General features: G+C 61.7%; 20 protein-coding genes and 1 pseudogene. 17 read left to right on the forward strand and 4 right to left on the reverse strand.

The features are described from left to right. Positions 1 to 28: 28 nt before the first annotated feature. From LJY25_RS17515 to LJY25_RS17545, 7 genes are all read left to right on the forward strand, one after another. The gene (locus tag LJY25_RS17515) at positions 29 to 1426 is read left to right on the forward strand and encodes a tetratricopeptide repeat protein (RefSeq protein WP_227609779.1); all 1398 of its coding nucleotides are present in this window, start codon (positions 29 to 31) and stop codon (positions 1424 to 1426) included. A 218-nt stretch (positions 1427 to 1644) separates the two neighbouring features. Next, positions 1645 to 2475 carry a phosphosulfolactate synthase gene (locus LJY25_RS17520; protein WP_227609780.1) on the forward strand — a complete coding sequence of 277 codons (831 nt, stop codon included), beginning with the start codon at positions 1645 to 1647 and terminating at the stop codon, positions 2473 to 2475. 138 nt (positions 2476 to 2613) lie between these two features. Continuing rightward, positions 2614 to 3444, forward strand: a complete 831-nt coding sequence (locus tag LJY25_RS17525) for a T9SS type A sorting domain-containing protein (protein WP_227609781.1) — start codon at positions 2614 to 2616, stop codon at positions 3442 to 3444. Between the two features lie 33 nt (positions 3445 to 3477). Then, the gene (locus tag LJY25_RS17530; RefSeq protein WP_227609782.1) at positions 3478 to 4866 is read left to right on the forward strand and encodes a peptidoglycan DD-metalloendopeptidase family protein; all 1389 of its coding nucleotides are present in this window, start codon (positions 3478 to 3480) and stop codon (positions 4864 to 4866) included. A 93-nt stretch (positions 4867 to 4959) separates the two neighbouring features. Beyond that, a complete protein-coding gene (locus tag LJY25_RS17535; protein WP_227609783.1) occupies positions 4960 to 6279 on the forward strand; it encodes a PQQ-dependent sugar dehydrogenase in 1320 nt (439 codons plus the stop codon). A 207-nt stretch (positions 6280 to 6486) separates the two neighbouring features. Beyond that, positions 6487 to 7158, forward strand: a complete 672-nt coding sequence (locus LJY25_RS17540) for a DedA family protein (RefSeq protein WP_227609784.1) — start codon at positions 6487 to 6489, stop codon at positions 7156 to 7158. Positions 7159 to 7252: 94 nt separating this feature from the next. Next, positions 7253 to 7996 (forward strand): shikimate dehydrogenase family protein, encoded by a 744-nt coding sequence (locus tag LJY25_RS17545; protein WP_227609785.1) that lies wholly within the window; start codon positions 7253 to 7255, stop codon positions 7994 to 7996. 110 nt (positions 7997 to 8106) lie between these two features. On the opposite strand, the gene LJY25_RS17550 is transcribed toward LJY25_RS17545, so the two are convergent. From LJY25_RS17550 to wrbA, 3 genes and pseudogenes are all read right to left on the reverse strand, one after another. Next, positions 8107 to 9876: an outer membrane beta-barrel family protein gene (locus LJY25_RS17550; RefSeq protein WP_394799981.1), complete on the reverse strand. Its 1770-nt coding sequence runs from the start codon at positions 9874 to 9876 to the stop codon at positions 8107 to 8109. Positions 9877 to 9936: 60 nt separating this feature from the next. Further along, a pseudogene (locus LJY25_RS21475) lies at positions 9937 to 10683 on the reverse strand (carboxypeptidase-like regulatory domain-containing protein); the annotation flags it as partial. Positions 10684 to 10939: 256 nt separating this feature from the next. After that, positions 10940 to 11554 (reverse strand): NAD(P)H:quinone oxidoreductase, encoded by a 615-nt coding sequence (gene wrbA, locus LJY25_RS17555; RefSeq protein WP_227609787.1) that lies wholly within the window; start codon positions 11552 to 11554, stop codon positions 10940 to 10942. Positions 11555 to 11957: 403 nt separating this feature from the next. On the opposite strand from wrbA, the gene LJY25_RS17560 reads away from it, so the two are divergent. From LJY25_RS17560 to uvrB, 3 genes are all read left to right on the forward strand, one after another. After that, positions 11958 to 12617, forward strand: a complete 660-nt coding sequence (locus LJY25_RS17560) for an RNA polymerase sigma factor (RefSeq protein ID WP_227609788.1) — start codon at positions 11958 to 11960, stop codon at positions 12615 to 12617. Further along, positions 12601 to 14304: a hypothetical protein gene (locus LJY25_RS17565; RefSeq protein WP_227609789.1), complete on the forward strand. Its 1704-nt coding sequence runs from the start codon at positions 12601 to 12603 to the stop codon at positions 14302 to 14304. The genes LJY25_RS17560 and LJY25_RS17565 overlap by 17 nt, the downstream gene beginning before the upstream one ends. 149 nt (positions 14305 to 14453) lie before the next feature. Beyond that, positions 14454 to 16487: an excinuclease ABC subunit UvrB gene (uvrB, locus tag LJY25_RS17570; protein WP_227609790.1), complete on the forward strand. Its 2034-nt coding sequence runs from the start codon at positions 14454 to 14456 to the stop codon at positions 16485 to 16487. Positions 16488 to 16596: 109 nt separating this feature from the next. Here the strand turns inward: uvrB and LJY25_RS17575 are convergent, their stop codons facing one another. Continuing rightward, on the reverse strand, positions 16597 to 17130 hold the full coding sequence (locus tag LJY25_RS17575; protein ID WP_227609791.1) for a DUF421 domain-containing protein: 534 nt from the start codon (positions 17128 to 17130) through the stop codon (positions 16597 to 16599). A gap of 296 nt (positions 17131 to 17426) precedes the next feature. Here LJY25_RS17575 and LJY25_RS17580 point away from each other — a divergent pair, with 296 nt between their 5' ends. From LJY25_RS17580 to LJY25_RS17610, 7 genes are all read left to right on the forward strand, one after another. Further along, entirely contained in the window at positions 17427 to 17807 is a 381-nt protein-coding gene (locus LJY25_RS17580; RefSeq protein WP_227609792.1) for a hypothetical protein, read from the forward strand. A 322-nt stretch (positions 17808 to 18129) separates the two neighbouring features. Then, on the forward strand, positions 18130 to 18564 hold the full coding sequence (locus LJY25_RS17585; RefSeq protein WP_227609793.1) for a DUF5004 domain-containing protein: 435 nt from the start codon (positions 18130 to 18132) through the stop codon (positions 18562 to 18564). Positions 18565 to 18685: 121 nt separating this feature from the next. Continuing rightward, on the forward strand, positions 18686 to 19204 hold the full coding sequence (locus LJY25_RS17590) for a hypothetical protein (RefSeq protein WP_227609794.1): 519 nt from the start codon (positions 18686 to 18688) through the stop codon (positions 19202 to 19204). 182 nt (positions 19205 to 19386) lie between these two features. Next, positions 19387 to 21126 (forward strand): circadian clock protein KaiC, encoded by a 1740-nt coding sequence (kaiC, locus tag LJY25_RS17595; RefSeq protein ID WP_227609795.1) that lies wholly within the window; start codon positions 19387 to 19389, stop codon positions 21124 to 21126. A 2-nt stretch (positions 21127 to 21128) separates the two neighbouring features. Further along, positions 21129 to 21464: a circadian clock KaiB family protein gene (locus tag LJY25_RS17600; RefSeq protein ID WP_227609796.1), complete on the forward strand. Its 336-nt coding sequence runs from the start codon at positions 21129 to 21131 to the stop codon at positions 21462 to 21464. 1 nt (position 21465) lies between these two features. Continuing rightward, on the forward strand, positions 21466 to 21798 hold the full coding sequence (locus tag LJY25_RS17605; protein ID WP_227609797.1) for a circadian clock KaiB family protein: 333 nt from the start codon (positions 21466 to 21468) through the stop codon (positions 21796 to 21798). Continuing rightward, positions 21791 to 23506: an ATP-binding protein gene (locus LJY25_RS17610; protein ID WP_227609798.1), complete on the forward strand. Its 1716-nt coding sequence runs from the start codon at positions 21791 to 21793 to the stop codon at positions 23504 to 23506. The genes LJY25_RS17605 and LJY25_RS17610 overlap by 8 nt, the downstream gene beginning before the upstream one ends. Positions 23507 to 23510: the final 4 nt, after the last annotated feature.

Consider the following 23510-nt stretch of genomic DNA (forward strand, 5'->3'; position numbering starts at 1 on the left):
GCTTTTCGCTGGTTGTAGCAGAATGAGAATGAATGAGAACTTTGAGGACCGGGAAGAAGTGCTGAGCACTGTGCGTCGTTTCGAGCACATGCTGGAGCACAACGAACCCGTCTTTTTCGACCTGGCCGATTTTGAAACCATCATTGACCACTATACCAATACCAGCCAGTACGATAAGGCCCTGCAGGCCTGTGAGGCCGCTATTGCGCAGTACCCGTTTTCAACTGAGATTCTGATTGACCGCTCCCAGGTGCTGGCCATGAAAGGCGAGTACACGGCCGCATCCCAGCAGATCGAGGACGTGGCCCAACTGGACCCCGACAACCCCGACGTGGCCGTCACCCGGGGCATCATCGCCACCCAGCGCACTGAGTTTGCCGAGGCCGTTGCCTACTTCAAGCAGGCCCTGGAGCGCGCCCCCGACCGCGACGACATCTACTTCAACCTGGCCCTGGCCTACCAGAGCTGGCAGAAGTTTAAGAGCGCGGCCAAGTACTACAAGCAGAGCCTGCGCCTGAACCCCGACAACGAGGTGGCGGTGCAGGAGCTGCTCTACTGCCTGGAAGTAACCGAGCGGCTCGACAAAAACCTCGACTTCTTCCGGCACTTCACCGACGAAGACCCGTACTCGGTGATTGCCTGGTTTAACCTGGGCCAGGCGTATCATCGCGCCCTGAAGTACGACGAAGCCGTGGCGGCCTTTGAGTACGCCATCCTCATCGACCCCAAATTCTACGAGGCCCACGCGTTCCTGGCCAGCACCTACGTAAGCCAGGAAAAGTACCGCGAGGCCATTGAGGAGTTTCACCTCAGCTACGAGCCCGGCACCCCCACGGCCGAGGCCCTGTGCAACATCGGGGAGTGCCACGAGAAGCTGGCCGAGTGGGATGCGGCCCGCCGCAACTACCAGAAGGCCGTGGACCTGGACCCCGAGATGGACGAGGCCTGGTTTGGCATCGGAGTGGTGCTGAATGCCCAGGACAAGTGGTTTGAGGCCATTCACTTCTTCCGCAAGGCCGTGGCCCTCTACAACGAGAGCGTGGAGTACTGGCTGGCCCTGGCTGCGGCCGAGTACCAGCTGGGCAACATCGTCAGCGCCATCGAGGCCTACGAGCAGGCCACCCAGGTGGCACCGGACAGCAAGGACGCCTGGCTGAACTGGAGCATCATTCTGTATGAGCAGGGCAACTTCGACGGGGCCATTGACCTGATGCGCAACGCGGTGGAGATTCAGCCCGCCGAGGCCGAGCTGCACTACCGGCTGTGTGCCTACCTGCTGGCCGCCGGCCGCTACCGCGAAGCCTACGAGAACCTGGAAAATGCCCTGGTACTCGACTTCGACAAGCACCGCCTGCTGTTCGAGTACTTCCCGGAGCTGGAGTCGCAGCGCGCCCTGGCCCGGCTGATTGACCAGTACCGGAAGTAGGGACTTGGGGTCTTGGATGGTTAGGGTCTTGGATTTTGTTCTGTACCTGTTCGTCAGGACGACATTCAGGGCCCTAAGTTCCCAAGACCCTTTTCGCATATATAGAATTCGGGCGTACTTTTGGCGCTCTGCCTTTTTGCGTTTGAAGCTGGTTGGACGACATCTGACACCCCAAGACCCCAACCATCCAGGACCCCAACCATCCAAGACCCCGAAGAATGAATTATCACCTCAATCAACTTCCCGAACGCACGCCCAAGCCGCGCGAGCAAGGCTTCACCATGGTCATGGACAAAGGCCTGAGCGTACGGGAAGTGGAAGACTTTCTGGAAGTAGGTGCCGAGTACACCGACATTGTCAAGCTGGGCTGGGCTACGTCCTACGTGGCCCCCAACCTGAAGCGCAAGCTGGAAGTCTACAAGGAGGCCGGCATTCCGGTGTACTTTGGGGGGACGCTGTTCGAGGCCTTCATTATTCGCAATCAGTTCGACGACTACCGCCGCCTCCTGGGCGAGTTCGGCATGGAGTACGCCGAAGTGTCGGACGGCTCCATCGACCTGCAGCACGACCAGAAGCTGGAGTTTATCCGCACTCTGGCCCGGGACGTGAAGGTGCTGTCGGAAGTAGGCTCCAAGGATGCGGAAAAGATTATTCCGCCCTACAAGTGGATTTCACAGATGCAGACCGAGCTCGAAGCCGGCGCCATCAAGGTAATCGGCGAAGCCCGGGAGGCCGGCAACGTGGGCTTGTTCCGCAGCACCGGGGAGGTGCGTTCCGGTCTGGTGGAGGAAATCCTGACCAAGGTGCCCTTTGAAAAGATCCTCTGGGAAGCCCCGCAGAAGTCGCAGCAGGTGTGGTTTATCAAGATGCTGGGCGCCAACGTAAACCTGGGCAACATCGCGCCCAACGAAATCGTGAGCCTGGAAACCATCCGACTGGGTTTGCGCGGCGACACCTTCACCCATTTCCTCGACATGGACGCGGTGGACGAGATGTTCCGGCCCGAAGTTAAAACCGGCAAGCCCGGTACCTCCATGCCTCGGGGCTAGCCTTCCTCAACTACCCGGTTATCACCAGAAAAGGGGTGCCCTGCGCGGCACCCCTTTCTTGTGATGATTAGCTTTCGGAGTTTGTATCTATAGATCATAATGTTTACCTTTTCCGACCTCCAATCTATTTTGTTTGCTATGAGAAGTCGTGATCGGGTCGGCCTGCTGATTTTTATTTCCCTTGGTTTCTCCTTGAAGGGCTGGAGCCAGGTAGTGCAGCCCTCAGGAGGGGCGGTAACGTCGCTGAGCTGGCAGTCGCCGGTCTGGGGCGCGTCCTCCTTTACCGAGAGCTCGTCGCTTGACCTGAACGCGGATGGCACCCCCGATCTTAGGTTTACCAATAATGTATTTGTGCCGCCGGGTGGAAGCTCGGCAACCACGCGCACCTTTACTGTAGCAGCTATGCAGAGCAGCGTAGAGGTGGCCTGCGACTCCGTAGAGTTCGACAGCGCCAAGCGGTACCAGGCAGGGCAGACCATTCGGAGGGGCGCCAGCTGGCAGCCCAGCGGCTACGTCGACTACGTGGTGCAAGGCAACGGCGGTACCGGCGGCCGGGGCTTCTTCCGCGACGGGGTGGCCGGGGCCGTAGTGGCTCGCCTGCAGGTAGCCGGGCAGTGGCAGTACTGGTGGGTGCAGGTAGAGCCGCGCTATGCGGCCCAGGGCACTCAGTACCGCCGCCTCGTTAGCTTCGGACAATCACCCGCTCCGTTGCTGGCCACGGCCGGCTCCCGCAACACGCTTGCGGCCACCATTTATCCTAACCCCGCTTCGTCGGCCTGGTCGGTGCGCGTACCGGGCGGAAGCGCCTACCAGCTGCTGGATAACCTGGGCCGGGTAGTTGGTACCGGGAAGATCAGTGAATCAACGGAAACGATGGTACCAGCTGCTTCTTTGCCGGCGGGCGTCTATTACCTGGAGCTGCGCAACGGAGCCGGCCAACCGACGCGTCTGCGCCTGCTCCGGCAATAGCGCAGCTTTGCTTGACTCTTACAATACAGTACCATGAGGAGTGCCTACCCGCTGCTTGGCGTTATGCTGAGCGCTATTACTGTTTCGGCTCAGGACCAGCCGCCCATCGGGGGCGGAAGCTACCAGCCAGCTCCCACCGAATGCGTAAGTGCCGCTCAGCGCCAGCAGATTGAGGCGCAGATTGCCGCCAACCAGCAGCAGCTCCGGCAGCGGGGCATCCTGCCCGCCATCAGCGCCGCTCAGCCCGCGCAGGTAGCGCTGAACTGGCCCCTGCGCCAGGCTCCCGGCTACGACTACAACAGCTATTACGGCATCAGCAACTACGTCGACCATAACCGGGGCTTTCCGAATGCCCTGCTCGACTGGAACTGCGGCAGCCGCACCTACGACACGGCCGGGGGCTACAACCACGCCGGAATGGACATCTTCCTGTGGCCCTTCGACATGAACATGATGGCCCGGGGGCAGGCGCAGATTGTGGCGGCGGCTCCGGGCGTAATCGTGGGCCGGTACGATGGCAACCCGGATCAGAACTGCGCCATGTCGAACGCCAACTGGAACGCCGTCTATGTGCAGCAGGCCGATGGCTCGGTGGCCTGGTACGGGCACATGAAAATCAACTCGCTTACCACCAAGCCCGTGGGCGCTTCCGTCGTAGCGGGTGAAGTGCTGGGTCTGGTGGGCTCATCCGGCAGCTCTACCGGCCCCCACCTGCACTTCGAGCTGCACAGCGCTTCCGGTACCATCATTGACCCGTACGCGGGCAGCTGCAACGCCACTACCGCCAGCAGCTGGTGGGCTACGCCCCGCCCGTATTACGAATCGGCCGTCAATACGCTGATGACCCACGGCGCCCCGCCGGTTTTTAACGCTTGTCCGGCCCCGCATACGCCCAACGAGAAGCAGGCCTTCATGCCCGGGGAGCTGGTGTACACGGCCGCTTACTACCACGACCAGCGGGCGGGGCAGGTTACGCGCTACACCATCTACCAGCCCAACAACACCGTCTACTCCACCTGGACGCACAGCATGACCCCGGCGCACTACGCGGCTTCCTACTGGTACTGGAGCTTCCGCCTGCCCGCCACTGCTGCCACCGGAACATGGCGGTTCGAGGCGCAGTACGAAGGCGCCACCACCGCGCGCTCCTTCACGGTGGGCGTACTGAAAGCCGGCGCGGCTGCCCCGGCCGCGCAGTACAGCCTGTACCCCAATCCGGCCGAGGGTAGCGTGCAGCTGACCGGCCCCCTGCCCGTGCAGCGCGTAGAGGTGCTGAACAGCCTGGGCCAGACGGTTCGTACGCTCGACAACGTGACCAGCCCCCAGCTGAACCTTCATGGCCTGGCTTCCAATCAGCTGTACCTGGTACGCCTGCGCCGGGCCGATGGCAGCACCGAGCAGCACCGCGTTCAGTTGAAATAGCCGGTATCCGTGGGCCGGACCGGCCGAAGCGCAACCATACACCCTAAATCAAGTTTAAAAAGCAGGCTGTTCCGCCTGCTTTTTTGTTGCTGCATGGTTAAGCTTCTGTTGTCCGCTCCCGTCCTGGCTTTGCTGCTCACGGTCTGCAACCCCCGCAACCAGCCTGCCGCCGGGCCTGGCGCCACTGTGCCGACAGCGGTAGGCCCGGCGGCTCTGCCTGCGCCCGGCGCTACCAAATCGGCTATTCACTTCAGTAAGGTGATTGGCTGGCCCGCCGGCCGTACCCCGGTAGCCCCGGCGGGCTTCCACGTGAACGAGTACGCCGCCGACCTGCAGAGCCCCCGCTGGCTGTATGCCGGCCCGAACGGCGACGTATTCGTGGCGGAGTCAAACACGCTGCCCTCGTCCTTCCTGACAAAGGTGGTGGCGGCCCTCAACCTGGAAAAGTCGGGAATGCTGAAGTCGACCAGCGCCAACCGAATCACCCTGCTACGTGATGCCGACGGGGACGGCACCCCCGAGCTCAGACAGCCCTTCCTGACGGGTCTGAGCCAGCCCCTGGGCATGCTGATACTGGGCGGCTACTTCTACGTGGCTAATACCGATGGCGTGGTGCGCTACCCCTACCAGCCGGGGCAGACCAAGATCAGCGGAGCCGGCGAGAAAATCCTGACGCTGCCGGCCGGGGGCTACAACAACCACTGGACCCGCAACCTGCTGGCTTCACCCGATGGCCGTAAAATCTACGTGTCGGTGGGCTCGGGGAGCAACGTGATGGAGCACGGAGCCGAAAACGAGCTGCGCCGGGCCAACATCATCGAAATAAACCCCGATGGCACCGAAGAGCGGATCTACGCCAGCGGCCTGCGCAACCCCGTGGGCATGGCCTGGGCTCCCGGCACCACGACGCTGTGGACGGCCGTGAACGAGCGGGATAAGCTGGGCGACGAGCTGGTGCCCGATTACCTGACCAGCGTGCAGCCCGGCGGATTTTACGGCTGGCCCTATGCCTACTTTGGCGCCCACGAAGACCCCCGCCGCCAGGGCGAGCGGCCTGACCTGGTCCAGAAAACCCTGGTGCCTGACGTGCCGCTCGGGGCCCACACGGCTTCGCTGGGACTGGCATTCTACGATAAAATGGCATTCCCGGCCCGGTACCGCAATGGAGCATTTATCGGGCAGCACGGGTCGTGGAACCGCGCCACTTTTTCGGGCTACAAGGTGGTGTTTGTGCCATTTGCCAATGGCCGGCCTACTGGTCCGCCCGAGGATTTTCTCACTGGCTTCCTGGTCGGTAACGACACCCGGGAGGCGTACGGCCGGCCCGTGGGTGTACTTACGCTGCCCGACGGCGCCCTGCTGGTGGCTGACGATGCCGGCAACAAGGTGTGGCGCGTAGCGGCTACGCGGTAAGAAAGCCGGTCTTCCGGCGGATAGCTCGTGCGCAGGGTCCTCGCTGTATCGCCCGGGGAAATGCGTACTTTCGGGTCGGCCGAACCGGGCTTTGGTAGCCCGGTTCGGCTCTGACTTTGCTCTTGGCTGCGGCCCTTTCGCGGCGGGCTGCTTTCTTTGTGCCTTCAATGGAGTCCGGCTCCGATTCTTTTTCCTCAATTGCCTTTCATGGACCTTATCAAGCAATTCTTTGACCTGGTCCTGCACCTCGACAAAACCCTGATCAATGTGGTGCAGGAGTATGGGACGCTGACGTACCTTATCCTGTTTCTGATTGTATTTGCCGAAACCGGAATCGTCATTTTCCCTTTCCTACCCGGCGACTCCCTGCTGTTTGTGGCCGGCACCCTGGCCGCTCAGCCCGCTGCTCCCGGCTCGCCCGACACCCTGCTCAATATCTGGTACCTGATGCCGCTGCTGTTCACGGCTGCTTTTATCGGGGACAACCTGAACTACTTTGTGGGGGACTTTCTCGGGCCCCGGGTTTTCCGCGAAGACTTCCGATTCCTGAAGCGCAAATACCTGGAGCAAACCCAGGCGTTCTACGCCAAGCACGGCGGCAAGACGATCATCATGGCCCGCTTCATCCCCATCGTGCGCACGTTTGCGCCGTTTGTAGCCGGCGTCGGCACTATGAAGTACAGCTACTTTATCGGCTACAGCATTGCCGGGGCGCTGCTCTGGGTTATTTCCCTGACCATGGCCGGCTTCCTGTTCGGCAACATCCCCATCATCCGCGACAACTTCACGTTGGTTATCTACGGCATCATCCTGCTTTCGGTGCTGCCCCCGCTGGTGCAGTTTCTGCGGGAGAAATTTGCCCCCAAACGCACGGTCTAGTGTTGAGCTAGCCATAAAAAAACGACCCGGCGCCTTGGCCCCGGGTCGTTTTTTTGTTGCTTAGGGGTAAAATTCAAATTGCCGGAATGCGGATATGAGAGAATATGGGCTTATCGGGGCGGCATTAGGCCACTCGTTTTCGCAGACCTACTTCACCCAGAAGTTTCAAAGCCTGGGCATCGACGACTGCCGCTATGAGCTGTTTGAGCTGAGCAACATCACGGAGCTGCCAGCGCTGGTGGCTCAGCGTCCCCAGCTGGCCGGGCTTAACGTGACGATTCCCTACAAGGAGCAGGTCTGGCCGTTTCTGGATGAGGTAGCGCCGTCCGCCGCCCGGGTGGGGGCCGTCAACGTGATTGAGTTTACCTTCGACGGACGCCTGGTGGGGCATAATACCGACTACATTGGCTTTCGGGACTCGATCCGCACGTTTTACTCCCACGCCGGCGACCATGCCGGGGCGCTGGTACTGGGTACGGGCGGCTCCTCGAAGGCGGTGGAAGTGGCACTGCGGGAGTTGGGCATCCGTGCCTGGCTGGTGTCGCGCAATCCTCTGGCTCAGGCTCTCACGTACGCCGAGCTCACGCCGGATCTGATCCGGGCCCATCCGCTGATTATCAATACCACGCCGCTCGGCATGTTCCCGAAGGTAGACGAATGCCCGCCGATTCCTTACGAGGCCCTTACGCCCGGCCACTACCTCTACGACGTCATCTACAATCCCAGCGAAACCAGCTTCATGGCCAAAGGCCGCGAGGCCGGTGCCCAAACCAAGAACGGCTTCGAAATGCTCTGCCTGCAGGCCGAAGCCTCGTGGCGGATATGGAATAGGGCTTAGGGACTTCGGTCTCAGGACTTAGTGCAGACGGCCAACAAGAAAAAGAAAAGGGCCCGCAACCGAAGGTACGGGCCCTTTTCATGTAACCTGACGTCAGCAGCCCCTAAGCCCTACTGCTGGCCCTGACCGCCTTCTCCTTGCTTCTGGTCGTCGTTGCGGATGCTACGGCGCGGGCGCGGAGCCCGGGTTTCCACCTTACCGAACCGGTAGTTGAAGGCCAGGCGGATGCCGCGCAGGGCAATGTAGTTATGGGAGTCCAGGTCGAACTGCGGCGTGTTCACGATGGTGTTCATGTCGCGGCGGGCCTGCAGGAAGTTGTCGGCGTTGAGCGTGATGCTGCCCTTCTCCTTGAGGATGTCTTTGCGGATGCCCACCGAATACCAGTTCCAGGCCGCGCTCTGGCCCTGCAGCTGAATGCGCGACGAGTTGAGGCCGCCAAAAAACTGCACGCTGTAGCCTTTCAGGAAGTCGGTGTCGGTCGTGCCGAATTTGTAGGTCGAGTTGACGTTCAGGTTGTAGATCAGGCCCTCATTCGTCGTGTTCAGAAAGCCGCTGCGCAGCGTCACGTAGGTAAACGTGGCCGAGCCACCCAGTTCCCACTTAGGCTTGGGCTTAAACGAGCCGAACAAACTCAGGCCGTAGCTGGCGTTGGTGGCTACGTTGGCAAAGCTGCTTACCGTGGTATCGGCCCGCTGGGTCCGCACTGTTTCGATGGCATTGCCGGTCCGGCGCATGAACAGCGACGAGTTGATAACCGAGCCCTTGACAAAGGTGCTGTAGCTTAGCTCGTAGCTGTCGGCATACTCCGGGTCCAGCGTGGGGTTGCCCTTGCTGATGTTGTACTGGTCGACGCGGTTTTCGTAAGGATTCAGGTAATAGATGTTGGGGCGCTGAATGCGGCGGCTGTACGCCAGGCGCAGGGTCTGGCCGGGCTTGCGGGCGTAACTCACGCTGGCGTTGGGCAGCAGGCTGGTGTAGGAGCTGGTGAAGCGTCCGGCGTCGGTGTCCCGGAACCGGCCCAGTAGGTCAGTGCGCTCCAGGCGGGTGCCCAGACGGAAGTTGGTTTTGGTGCCCAGCGCGAAGCCGTAGGTGGCATAGCCGCTCACCACGTTCTGGTCGTAGTCGAACCGGCGGGAGCGGAGGTTGTCGCGCTGAAACGTGGGCTGGAAGCCCCGCAACGTATCCACCTGGTAGTCGCTGAGCACCCGGCGCAGAATGGCCTTGGCGCCGGTTTCCAGGGTCTGCTTTTCCCCAAATGGATGGGTATAATCGGTCTGGAGCGTGGTTTCCACGTTGCGGCCCACGTTGGCGCTGGTTTCGCGGTAGGTCGGGTCGCCCACGGCTACCCGGCCAAAGTACTGGGCCAGTTCGTAGGGCTGCTCGTTGCGGCTGCGGGAGTGCTGGGCCAGCACGCTCCATTCCCGCCGGGGCTGCCCCTCAAAGGTGCGGGTGTAGGTGCCGTTCATGTCGTAGCTCAGGTTCGAGAACCGGTAGTCGGTAGCCCGGGTGAACAGCTGGTTGCGTGTGGAGCTGGGCCGGAAAAGAAACTCCGTGAACTGCTCGGATTCCGAGTTGTTCCGGTTCAGGTTAGAGCTGACGCCCACCGTGAGGTTATGGTTTTTGGCCGGGTCATAGTCCAGCGTCAGGCGGGCAAAGCCGCCCCCGCCGAGGTTCCGCCCGCTGCCACTCTGGTTAAGCCGCGAAATCTCGCCGGTGCGGGTGGTGCCGTTGTCAGTGGCGTACGTCGTCCGCACCGACTCCGACCGGCTGGGACTGTAGTAGAGGTAGCCGCTGCCGCTGCCGCTCACGCCTACCTTGCCCCGGCGCACGTTCAGCGAGGCGTTGGCATTGGAGCTGCGGTTGCCGGCGGCGGCGCCCACGCTGCCATTGGTGCCCTGCAGGTTGTTTTTCTTCAGGATGATGTTGACGATGCCGGCCGTGCCTTCGCCGTCGTACTTGGCGCCCGGCGTGGTAATGACCTCCACGCTCTTGATCTGGTCGGCCGGAATCTGCTTGAGCGCATCGGCCAGGTTGCCGGCCACGATGGCCGAGGGCTTGCCGTTGATGAGCACCCGCACGTTGGAGGAGCCCCGCAGCTGCACGTTGCCGTCCAGGTCCACGTTCAGCATGGGCACCTTGCGCAGCACGTCGGCCGCCATGCCGCCGGAGTTGGTAATGTCCCGCTCGGCGTTATAGACCACGCGGTCGGGCTTTACTTCTACCACTTCCTTTTCTCCGGTCACCGTTACTTCGCCCAGCTTCTGCGCCGTGGAAGCCAGCAGCACGGTGCCCAGGTCGGTAGTGCCTTCGCCGATGGTAACGGGCTCGGTGCGGGCCGCGTAGCCCAGAAAGCTGACCATCACGCGAAAAGAGCCGGGCGCCAGGCGGGAAAGCGTAAACCGGCCTTTCTCGTCGCACACGGTGCCATCAATCGGCTGCTCGCCCACGGCAGGCAGCAGGGCTACCGTAGCGTACTCCACCGGCTTGCGGGTAGCGGCGTCCAGAATTACGCCGGTCAGGCGGCCCGCACCTTTCGGGGCCGGGGGCAGGATAGGCCGGCTTGCTGGGGAGGTAGCCGGAGCGGAACGGGGCGTAGTAGTGCTGGCGGGAGGGGCTGTTTGGGCTGCTACGGGCCCTGCGGTTATGGCACCTACTAACAGAAAAGCAATGGGTAATGGGTATTTCATATAAAAAGGTAAAGCAGGTAGCCACGATGGATAAATGCGGCTGCAAAGTTAGAGCTCAGCAGTCCGCTTCGGAAGCAGAGTCGGGGCTAAACGCGGGAAGTTGCAGCCGCCGTATAGAATATCTTCGGTTCCTGCTGCCTGGATCGGGCTTGCGGGATAAGGCTAGTTTAGGACAGCCCAAAACGACATCAGCCGCCCCGAGGGACGGCTGACGAAGGTTGCAGATAGATGTGGGTACAGCGAAAGGTAGTGCTTTTTAGCGAGCTGCCAGCTTACGGCCAATCTCAGCGGTGTGCCGGCCCTGAAACGCGGCTCCCTCCAGCTCGTTGGCACTGGGCTGCCGCTCTCCCTGGCCGCCGGCCACGGTGCTGGCGCCGTAAGGCGTACCACCCGTTACTTCCTCATGGCCGGTCTGGCCCTGCCAGGCGTAGGGCAGGCCCACGATTACGAACCCATGGTGAAGCAGCTCGGTGTGGAAAGAGCGAATGGTGGTTTCCTGGCCGCCGTGCTGGGTAGCCGTGCTCACGAATACGCCCCCGGCTTTGCCCACCAGCGCCCCGCGGGCCCAGAGTGCGCCGGTAGAATCCATGAACGCCTGCATCTGTCCGCACACGTTGCCGTAGCGGGTGGGCGTTCCGAACAGGATAGCATCGTAGTTTTCCAGCTCCTCGGGCCGGGCCACCGGGATATGGGCAAACGCTTTCTGGGCTTCGGTCGCCCCGATCTGGTCGAGCAGGGCCGGGGGCAGGGTTTCAGGAACCCGGCGCAGATCAACCTGATTGCCTTCTACCTGCCGGGCACCTTCCGCTATTGCTTCGGCCAGACGGTAGATGTGACCATAGGTAGAGTAAAACAGAACGAGCGTTTTCATGGGGTTGAAATTAGCGTGAGCAAAGGCCTAGGAGCATACCGGTATGGCGCATCTGCCGGACCCGAGTGCTGGGGCCAGTATTAATATAAGTAGCTACACATGTTGGGGTGACTTTGTTGCAGGAGAGTTTGCTTATATTTTTTAACTCTCTCATTCCAAGACTATTTATCTTGCTGGTTGAAAATTCTAGGAGGCTCATGCAACCGGGCCAGCGGGTTTACTCCTCTACCTGAGAGTCGGGCCGGCTAGGGCCGGCGCTTATCCCATCCGCCTCCTACGATCCACAGCGTATGCAGCATTCTTTTATTCACCGTATCCAGCCCGGCCTTTGCGCTGATGGCACGCACGTAAGAGCCGGTCTGGCGGGCCGGTGCCCCCGATGAGTGGGGCTACCTTGCGCGTGATGGGCAAGTTTAGCAACCTCCTGGGCGGCGCTGGTTCTGCAACTGCAGAGCCTCGGATAAGTACTGCCAAGGCGGCTCCCGTACGCCAGCTTACGTCCCCGGCCCAGCTTACCGAAGCCGAGATTATCGACGGCTGTCTGGCTGGCAGCCGCCTGATGCAGAAACATCTCTACGACCGCTACGCCGGCAAGATGATGGCCGTGTGCATGCGCTACGCCCAGACCACCTTCGAGGCCGAAGACGTGATGCAGGAAGGCTTTATCACCGTTTTCAACAACCTGCGCAATTTCCGTCGCGAATGCCCGCTGGAGTTCTGGATTCGCCGTATCATGGTGAATGCTGCGCTGCGCCAGCACCGCCGCAATGCCCCGCTGGTGGCCGTCAGCGAAAGTGATTACCCGGTAGACCTGGCCGGGGAGGAGTTTACCCTTTCCAACTACGCATTCGAAGAGCTGCTCCAGATGGTGCAGGAGCTGGCGCCGCGCTACCGCATGGTGTTCAACCTGTTTGCCATCGAAGGCTACGGTCACCAGGAGATCGGGGAGATGATGGGTATCTCCGAAGGCACCAGCAAGTCGCAATACGCCCGGGCCCGGGTGATTCTGAAAAACAAACTAGAGCGCCTCGCCGCTCGACAAGCACATGGCAACCGAAACTAATCATACCACTTCCGGGCAGGAGCCGCACGGGGACTTGGAGCGCTTGTTCCGCGAAAAGTTTGCGGAAGCGGAAATCACGCCCCGGGCCCACCTCTGGGATCAGCTGGACCACGAGCTGCTGGTGCGGCAGAACGAAGCCTACCGGCGGCGTTTGGTGGAGCACCGCTGGGTAGCCGCGGCGTCCGCCGCAGTGCTCCTTTCCGTAGGAAGCTGGCTCGGCCTGCGCGAATCGGCCACCACCAAGGGCGCCTCAGCTGAGCTGGCGGCTACGGTTGCTCCCGGTAGTCCGGCGGCCCGTGGCGCGGCTACGGCCACAACCTCTGACCGTTCAGCCACGGCGGCTGCTTCCGGTATGCCGCTACGTGCCGACGGAGCTGTGAGCGCCGGTACGCAGGCAGCCGGTGCGCAATCCTCTTCCTCAACCTATGCTTCCGTCGCTTCCTCCCCGGAAACTGTGGCTCCGGTCGGGCGCCGCGAGGCTGGTCAGTCTGCATCCCGGGCAGCAGTGGTTGCTTATAGCAGCCAGCCGGCTGCATCAGGGGCCAGCTCGGTGTCGGGGGCGTACGTGGCGGGTTCGGCAGCTCAGGGCTTAACGTCCGCCGCAGTTCCCACTCTGGCTGCCGGTGGCTCAAGTGCCTCGGCGGCCGGTACGCTGGCCTCACGCGGCACCGGAGCAGGAAATCTGCCCGATGGGGAAACTTCGTTGGGTGGTGATACGAAAGTTTCTTTCGTTGCCGGATCAGATGACAACACCAACTCGGGCAGCCTGAGCCGGACTACTTTCGATGCCCTGCCTGGCCGGGAAAGCGGGCTGGGCCTGCTGGCGGGCCTGGGTTTGCCGGATTCTCTTAAGCGGGCGCTGCCCCAGGGCCCGGAGCTGCTGGCTCAGCAAAACCCGGGGACTGAGGAAGACGCGAAGGCATCCTTGTCGAAAGCCGGCCGCCTGCGCTGGTCGGCAGCCTATTCGGCGGCGGCATTCAACCCCAACATCGACTTCTCCCAGCCTGCGGCTTCGGCAGTTGCAATGTCGCCACGAGGCGGCGTAGCTACCACGGCCATGCACTCAGGCGGCGTGGCCGCGAATGAGTACCGCGCCAACCTGCGCCCCGGCCTGGGGCAGCGCCTGGCGCTGACGGTAAAGTATGCTCTCACCGACCGGTGGGCACTGGGCGGGGGCCTGCAGGTAGCCGACCAGCGGGCTTCCTCGGCCAGCTCCCACTTCTTCCTGGATGACCGGGATACGCGGTATGTGCAGTCGAATTACAGCCTTTCGGTGGTGCACACGACCAACTACCGCTACCGGACGGCCGGCCTGCCACTGAGCCTGAGCTACGAAAGCCAGGGCCGCAAGGGTCTGTCGTTCTACGCCAAGATGGGTGCCGCCGTCGACGTGCTGCTGGGTTCCCGCTCCGAAATTGAGGGTGTGCCCGAGTCCCAGCGCAACTACCTGCTCACCTCGCCCGACTCACCCTACCGCAAGGTGCTGGCTTCGCTTAACGGTGGAGCCGGGCTCCGCTACCAGCCGGCCCGGGCGGCCTGGACGGTAGCCCTCGGCCCTGAGCTGGAAGGCGGCCTGACTACTCTCAACGCCAACCCCAGCCAGGAGCTCTGGCGGCAGACGCGACCGTACTCAGTAGGCCTGGCCGCCAGTGTGGAGTTTGGCCCGAAAGCTGCCGCCGTGCGTTAGCCAGTCCGTCAGCTGGCAATCGGAAAAAACCTGTTCGCGTCCCGGACAGGTTTTTTCTTTTCCGAAGAAACCTACCTTGCCGCAATGGAGTTATCCTGGGCTGCCTTTGCCGCCAACGGCCGGGCAGTGCTGCCACCTTTACTTTCCCGATGGAATTTCAACTGACCTCTGAGTTCAAGCCCACCGGCGACCAGCCCAAAGCCATTGCCCAACTGGTAGCCGGCGTCGAAAGCGGGGAGCCGGCCCAGGTGCTGCTCGGCGCTACCGGTACCGGTAAAACCTTTACGATGGCCAACGTCATTGCCCAGACCGGAAAGCCGGCCCTGGTGCTCTGCCACAACAAAACCCTGGCCGCCCAGCTATACAGCGAGTTCAAGTCGTTTTTTCCGAACAACGCCGTCGAGTACTACATCAGCTACTACGACTACTACCAGCCCGAAGCCTACATTGCCTCCTCCGACGTCTTTATCGAGAAGGACCTGGCCATCAACGAGGAGATTGAAAAGCTGCGCCTGCACTGCACCTCGGCTTTGCTCAGCGGGCGGCGCGACATTATCGTGGTGGCGTCGGTGTCGTGCATCTACGGCATCGGCAACCCGGAGGAGTTCAGCAAAAACGTGATTTACTTGGCCCCGGGCCTGAAGTACTCCCGCAACAACCTGCTCTACCAGTTTGTGCAGATTCTGTACTCGCGCACCGAGGTGGAGTTTACCCGCGGCACGTTCCGCGTGAAGGGCGACACCGTGGACATCTTCCCGGCCTATGCCGACTTTGCCTACCGCATCTACTTCTACGGCGACGAAATCGAAGCCATTCACCGCATCGAGCCCCAGAGCGGCAAGAAGCTGGCCGATGAAGACAGCATGTCGCTGTACCCGGCCAACCTGTTCGTGACCGGCAAGGACACGCTCAACCAAGCCATCAGCGAGATTCAGTTCGACCTGGTCCAGCAGCACGCCTACTTCGAAAAGGAGGGCCGCGACCAGGAAGCCAAGCGCATTATGGAGCGCACCGAGTTTGACCTGGAGATGATCCGGGAGCTGGGCTACTGCTCGGGTATTGAGAACTATTCCCGCTACTTCGACGGCCGCACGCCCGGCTCCCGGCCGTTCTGCCTGCTGGATTATTTCCCGAAAGACTACCTGCTGGTTGTGGATGAGAGCCACGCCACCATTCCGCAGATTCGGGCGATGTGGGGCGGGGACCGGAGCCGCAAAAACGCACTGGTAGAGTATGGCTTCCGCCTGCCCTCCGCCATGGATAACCGTCCGCTTACCTTCAATGAGTTCGAGAGCATGTACCGGCAGGCCGTGTACGTGTCGGCTACGCCATCAGACTACGAGCTGGCCCAGGCCCAGGGTGTGGTGGTGGAGCAGATTATCCGCCCCACGGGTCTGCTGGATCCGGAAATCGACGTGCGGCCCAGCGTCAACCAGATCGACGATTTGCTCGACGAGGTCGACAACCGCGTGAAGATGGGCGACCGGGTGCTGGTAACCACGCTGACCAAGCGAATGGCCGAGGAGCTGAGCAAGTACATGGACCGCCTTGGCATCAAGGTGGAATACGTGCACTCCGACGTGAAAAGCCTCGACAGGGTGGAAATCCTGCGCCGCCTCCGCCTCGGCGAAATCGATGTGCTTATCGGCGTAAACCTGCTCCGTGAAGGTCTGGACCTGCCCGAAGTAAGCCTGGTGGCTATTCTGGATGCCGACAAGGAAGGCTTCCTGCGCGACCAGCGCAGCCTGATCCAGACGATGGGCCGCGCCGCCCGCAACGACAAGGGCAAGGTAATTATGTACGCCGACCGAATCACCGGCTCCATGCAACGCGCCATTGACGAAACCAACCGCCGCCGCGCCGTGCAGGAAGCGTATAACCTGGAGCACGGCATCACGCCGCGTACGGTGAAAAAGTCGCACGACGAGATTAATGCGGGCACGTCCCTGTCCGACAAGCGCCGTATCGAGCCGGGTGCCTACGCCGGCCCCGACCAGGACACGCTGACCCTGGCTGCTGAGCCGGTTATTGCCCTGATGAAGCGGGAAGACCTGGAAAAGCTCATCAAGCAAACCGAGAAGCAGATGGAAGCCGCCGCCAAGGACCTCGACTTCCTGCAGGCGGCCAAGCTCCGCGACGAGCTGGCCCAGCTGCGGCAGATGCTGAAAAGCAAGCGGGACTAATGCCCAGTCCCGGCGCCTGTGCGCGGCGCCGGGCCGGAGTTAGTCGATACGGGAGGCTTAGTTTACTTTTCGGCCGCCCGCTGGAAACTCACTACCGCGCATTGTAAGGCTACATGGCTTCCGCTTCGTCCTGCTGGTGGGGCTGCCTGGTGACAACGCTGATTTTACCGTTGCGCTCCAGGTGTACCGTCTGGTCGTGAATCAGCTCATCGGTGTAGCCGTTTTCGCGCAGGGCTTCGGTCAGGTCGTTGGCGGTGATGCTGGCCCGGCGCAGGTTCTTCTGGTGGTGCCGGCCGTGCTGCACCAGCACCTTGGCCCGGCCTTTCACGAGCCGCCCCACGGCGTTGTTGTAGTACGCGGCCAGGGCCAGCAGGCGGTGCAGAACCACGAACACCATGCTGGCCAGCAGGGTCCCGAAGAAAGGAGAAGAGGCTACCACGGCACGGCTGAGCACGGCCCCCAGGATAATCTTGAGAACGATGTCGAAGGCGGTGCCATTGGCAAACGTGCGCGTGCCCGCCAGGCGCAGCAGCGCCAGGGCCACCAAGAACACGATAACCGAGCGGGCGCACATCTGCCCGGCCGTGATGGTGTCGGAGTCAGCATGCAGACCAATGAGCTGTTCGAAAAAGGTATTATTCATGTGGGACAGGACGTACGACGAGTTGCGGGCCGACCATCAAGCACCCTGACCAGACCAGCTTCCGGCGCTGCGGCCCCCACCTGGGTTGGCGCTTTCAGGCGGCGGGCTCCTTATACGAGACAAAAGAGTGCTCGATTTCGGGGCGCAGTTTCCTGATAAACCGGCGCGGGAAGGCCGCTAATAAAGAGCGGATTATTTAAGCTAGTAACTTAAGTTGTCGAAGTTTAGCTTGGAATAAGGCAAGCTCAGCAAGAAGTCCTTATATTGTTGGCTTCATTCACTTAACCGTTTCTTGTATGAAGTCCCCGATTACCCGCTTTACCCTATTGCTGGCTTTGCTTGTGCTGCCCCTGTTTTCGTACAAGGCTACCGCGCAGACCAAGTATTCCATCATGGAGATGACGACCATCGAATCGGTTATTGCCGGCGGGATGGGCCGCTCCAAAGTATCGTTTGTGCCCGAATACAAAGGCGTAAAGGAAGCCCAGCTCGAAAACCTGTTCAGCCTCACCGGTCTGAACCTAGGCAACGTGCGCAAAAATGAAGAGTCGATTCAGAGCTACCTGCAGCAGCTTTCCGACGACGGCTGGGAACTGGTAACCTCGGTGCCGCTGACGTACTCCCTGCAGGGCAGCGGCCTGTTCATGACCCGCTACATCTTCCGCAAGGCCAAGTAAACGTCTTGTAGAAACGCAAAAGCCCCGGACGTACCCGTCCGGGGCTTTTTTGTGTGCCTTTCCCACGCTGAAACCGGTACAAAGCGGAGGGCTTCTGAAAAATACCTAAATCTAGGTATTGCAGCCTTTTTTAGGTGGCGGTATCTTTGAAGTATTCCAATATGCCAGCCTGGTCGTAAAGGAAGCGCGACGCTGGTCGGCTTAGCCGCTTTGGGTGGTCGAAAAGTGCCTTGGGGCTTCCAGGCTGCTGTCTGCACCGCTCTGTCTGCGTCTCGGGTCTACCAGGTGTTTATTTAGTGAAGTTTGTGTTTTTCTGTTTTCGATGATGAAAATTTCTGGTCTTTGGGCGCTGGGAGCTTTGTCCTGGCTTAGCGCCTGCACCAAGCAGGAAAGCAAAAGCCAGGTGCTCTCCGGCAAGGACTGGCTGCTCACCGACGTTACGGCAACCACGCCCGCTGCGGCCACTGCGGATATATATGCCCAGTTCAGCCGCTGCGACCAGGACGACTTCGTTCGGTTTGACGCCGTAGGCGCCTACCACTACGACGAAGGCCGGTCCCGGTGCGACGCCAGCACGCCCCAGACCAGCACCGGCTCCTGGCGGTTCAGCGCCAACGAAAACATTATTTCTATTGTCAACCCCAACAGCTCCTTCAGCGGTGACTTCCGGCTGGAAGAGCTGAGCGCCACTTCCCTGCGGCTCAGCCAGACGTACAGCTCCGGCCACCGAATGACATTTCGCCTGACCCGGCGCTAGTCTGTGCTACCGGCCGGCATTGATTCGGCAAGAATTGTCCCTGTGAACTCCTCTTTGGAGCAGGATCGGGTTCCTGACCAGGATGACAGGCGAATCTGCGGGTTTCTGCCGTTATTCGGGTATGAAAGTACGTCTGCTGATGCTGGGGTTGGGTCTGGTGGGAGGAAGCAGCTTCCAGACCAGTCCGGCCCCTGAGGTGCGCCGCACCATTCCGGTCCCGATTGCCTGGCAGGTCAACGGCCGCGCCATTGCGCCCGATAGCAGTCTGTCGCGGCTGGAGCTGACGCCCGGCCCTGACCGCACCTTTTCCCTGACCCTCGTCAGCGCGGTGTGCCCCGACGACCCCGGCCTTACCATTATCCTTGACCAGTTTAAGCTGACCCCGGCTATCTACCGGTTCAAGGACGTGCTCAGCGGCCACATTCGCGACGCGGCCTACCGGTGCGGGCCGGCCTCCGCGTATTCCACGGCCTGTGGCCGCAACGAGGGCTACGTGCAGGTTTCGCGGGTCGATGCCCAGCGCCGCGTAGTGACGGGGACCTTCCACTGCGTGGTCTGCGACACCGACCAGCCCGCTGCCTCACCCAACCGCCGACTGGTGATGACGGGTAATTTCCGGCTGCCCTATAATCAGCAGTAAGCCGGAGGGCATCTGCCTGCAGATCAGGCCTGGCCAATGCAGACGGCGCACCCAAATCAAGCCGTTCCGCGTAGGTAAGCTCAACAGTAAGGCCACTCAGGCTGCATGACGACGGTATCGGACCTGCTTGCGCCGGTGCTACTCGCAGGTGAATAGTGTAACTTTCAGAAAATTTTTAGTGCATGCAAGACGATCTGACCGCGGCGGCAACGTCCCTTCCCCGGCTGCCCAAGGCCCCTACCGGGATTGAAGGCCTTGATGAGATTACCGAAGGCGGCCTGCCCATGGGGCGGCCCACGCTGGTATGCGGCAGTGCCGGCTGCGGCAAGACGCTGATGGGAATCGAGTTTCTGGTCCGCGGAGCCGCCGAGTTCAACGAGCCCGGGGTGCTGATGGCCTTCGAAGAAACCGCTGAGGAGCTGGCTGCCAACGTAACCTCCCTGGGCTTCGACCTGGCCGGCTTACAGGCCCAGAAGCTGCTGCGCGTCGACCACGTGCACGTCGACCGCTCCGAGATTGAGGAAACCGGCGAGTACGACCTGGAAGGCTTGTTCATCCGACTGGGCTATGCCATCGACTCTATCGGTGCCAAGCGCGTGGTGCTTGATACGATTGAGGCGCTGTTTTCGGGCTTCCCCAACCAGGCCGTGCTGCGGTCCGAGATTCGCCGGCTGTTTCGCTGGCTTAAAGACAAGGGCGTCACCACCGTCATTACCGCCGAGCGGGGCGAGGGCACCCTTACCCGGCAGGGGCTGGAGGAGTACGTGTCGGACTGCGTGATTCTGCTGGACAACCGCGTTATCGACCAGATCACGACCCGCCGTCTGCGCGTGGTGAAGTACCGGGGCAGCACCCACGGCACCAACGAGTATCCGTACCTGATTACCGGCGACGGCATCTCGGTGCTGCCCGTTACCTCGCTCCGGCTCGACCACCAGGTTTCCAATGAGATTGTGTCCAGCGGCCTCGAGGCCCTCGATGATATGTTTGGCCTGCGCGGCTTCTACAAAGGCAGCAGCGTGCTGATAACCGGCACCGCCGGCACCGCGAAAACGACGCTGGCTGCCGCGTTTGCCGAGAAAGTATGTCAGGAAGGCAACCGCTGCCTGTTCTTCGCCTTTGAAGAGTCGCCCCGGCAGCTGATGCGCAATATGAGCTCGGTCAGCATCAACCTGCAGCCCCATTCGGATGCTGGCCTGCTGCGCATCGAGGCGTCGCGTCCCACCATCAACGGGCTCGAACAGCACCTCGTCACCCTGCACCGCCTGGTCAAGGAGTTTAAGCCGGATGCCGTGGTCATCGACCCGATCAGCAATCTGATTACCGTCGGCAACATCGCCGAGGTGCGCAGCATGCTTACCCGCCTCATCGATTTCCTGAAAGTAAACGGCATTACGGCCCTGTTCACGGCCCTGGTCAGTGGGCGGGGGCAGCAGCAGGAAATGACCGACGAGGGGGTATCGTCTTTGGTAGATACGTGGATCAGCGTGCGCGACCTCGAAGGCGTGGGCGAGCGGAACCGGGGCCTGAGCATCCTTAAATCACGGGGAATGGATCATTCCAACCAGGTGCGCGAGTTTATCGTGACGCCCCGGGGCATCGTGCTGCTCGACGTCGTAATCGGACCGGCCGGCATCGTAACCGGAGCCAGCCGCCACACCCAGCAGCTGAAAGCCCAGGCCCAGGCCCGCGCCGCCCAGGCCGAGCTCGACCGCAAAGACCGGGAGCTGGAGCGCCGCCGCCGGGTGCTGGAAGGCACCATTGCCAACCTGCGCACCGAGTTTGAGTCGGTGGAAGAGGAGCTGCGCAAAATCAACCAGGAAGAGCAGGAGCAGCTATCCGGTGGCCGGCGCCCGGCAGATGACAACGCTCCGGCCGGGGACAGCCAGTCTGCCGGCTCCGAACCTACTGCGCAAGCTTAAGCATGGAAACGACGGAAGGATTTACCGAAGCCACCCGCCCCGACGGCGAAACCTGGGAGCTGCGCCTGTACATCGCCGGCCAGACGCCCCGCTCGATGACGGCCCTGGCCAACCTACGCAAGTACTGCGAAGAGCACCTGCAGGGCCGCTACCGGCTCGAAGTTATCGACCTGCTTCAGCACCCCCAGCTTGCCGAGGGCGACCAGATTCTGGCCATTCCCACGCTGGTGCGCAAGGTGCCCCAGCCCATTCGCAAGATCATCGGCGACCTGTCGAACGAAGAGCGCATCCTGGTGGGGCTGGATCTGCGCCCCGTTAGCGGAAAAATAGCCCGCTAGCATGGAAGCCGAAGAACTAGCTGATCCGGCCGGACCCGAGTATGCGCTGCACCTGTACATCACGGGAGCCACGCCCAATTCCGTGCGGGCCGTCCACAACATCAAGGAAATCTGTGAGCTGTACCTGAAAGGGCGGTACGAGCTGCTCATCGTGGACATCTACCAGCAGCCGGAGCTGGCCCAGGAAGTAGGCCTGATTGCAGCCCCCACGCTCGTCAAAAAGCGCCCGGGACTGGTGCGCCGCCTGGTCGGCGACCTGTCGGACCGCCGCCGGGTGCTGACGGCGCTGGGCCTGCCCATTCCACCGGAGCTTGACCATGCTGATAATGGCTGATTCTCGTGTTCTGGATGCTGCCGCGCTGGCCCGCGAGAACGAGGAGCTGCGCCATCAGCTTCTCGAAGCCGAGGAGCTGATAACGGCCATTCGTACCGGGGCCGTGGACGCGCTGGCCGTGCAGGGCGTGGCGGGCACCCGCATTTTCACCCTCGAAGGCGCCGACCAGGAATACCGCACCCTGATTGAGCAGATGAACGAAGGCGCGCTGCTGCTCAGCCCGGATGCTACCGTGCTGTATTGCAACGCGTGCCTGGCCGGCCTGCTGGCCCGGCCGCTGGAAGAGGTAATAGGCAGCTCATTCACCGATTTCGTCCCGCCCGCCTTCCGCCCGGCCTGGCAGGCGCTGCTCGACAAGGGCTGGGCCGGGAAAGGAAAGGGAGAGCTGCCCCTGCAAACCAAAAGCGGCTCTCTGCTGCCCTTTTCCCTGGCCATGAACGTGCTGACGCTGCGGGAGATGCCGGCCCTGGCGGTGATTGTGACGGACTTGTCGGCAGAGCGCGAAATCGAGGCCATTCAGGCGCTGGTAGCCCAGCAGAACGCGGTGATTGACCGCAAGAACCAGGAGCTGCAGCGCCAGGAGGCGGCCCGGCTGATGATGGAGCAGGCCGCCGCCGAAGCCAACCGCATCGTGGAAAGCATTCCGCAGATTGCCTGGACGGCCAACCCCGAGGGCTACACCACCTACCTCAACCGCCGCTGGTTCGACTACACCGGGCAGCCGAACACCGGGACACTGAGTGAGCAGTGGAAGGACTACATGCACCCCGATGACTTTGCCCCCGCCATGGCGCGCTGGAACCACAGCCTGACCACCGAGGAGCCTTACGAGGTAGAGTACCGGTTTCGGGACCGGGCGGGCCGGTACCGGTGGATGCTGGGCCGGGGCCTGCCTTCCCGCAACAATGACGGCGAAATCATCCAGTGGATCGGCACCTGCACCGACATTCACGAGCATAAGATGGCCCTGCAGCGCATCGACCAGGCCCAGCGCCAGCTTCAGGAAAACAACGAGCAGCTCGTGCGCGCCAACGTGGACCTCGATAATTTTATTTACACCGCCTCCCACGACCTGAAAGCGCCCATCAGCAACATTGAGGGGCTACTGCACGCGCTGCTGGGGGAGCTGCCAACCCCCGACCAGTCGGGCGGCGACGTGGAGGCCATCCTGGCCATGATGCAGGGCTCGGTCGACCGGTTCAAGCGCACGATTGAGCACCTGACGGAGGTTTCGAAGCTGCAGAAAGCCTACGGGCAGGCAGTGGAAAAAGTAGACCTGGCCCTGGTGATTGAGGACGTGTGCCTCGATTTGCAGCCCCTGATCCAGACTTCCGGGGCGCAGGTTACCGTGGACGTGCGGGACTGTCCGCAGGTGCTGTTTCTGGAAAAGAACCTTCGCAGTGTGGTGTATAACCTGCTCAGCAACGCGCTCAAGTACCGGTCGCTTGATCGGGTGGCCGACATCCGCGTTACGGGCCGCGTGGCGGGTTCGGAAGTAGTGCTGGCCGTGCGCGACAATGGGCTGGGGCTGAGCCCGGGTACCGAGCATCGGCTGTTTGCCATGTTTCAGCGCTTCCACGACCACGTCGAGGGCAGCGGCATTGGCTTGTACATGGTTAAGAAGATTGTCGAGAACAGCGGCGGGCGGATTGAGGTGCAGAGCGAGCTTGGCGTTGGCTCCACGTTTACCGTATACATCGGTATCTGACTGG

Origin of the sequence: Hymenobacter translucens, assembly GCF_020685205.1 — a bacterium.
Classification (GTDB): Bacteria; Bacteroidota; Bacteroidia; order Cytophagales; family Hymenobacteraceae; genus Hymenobacter; species Hymenobacter translucens.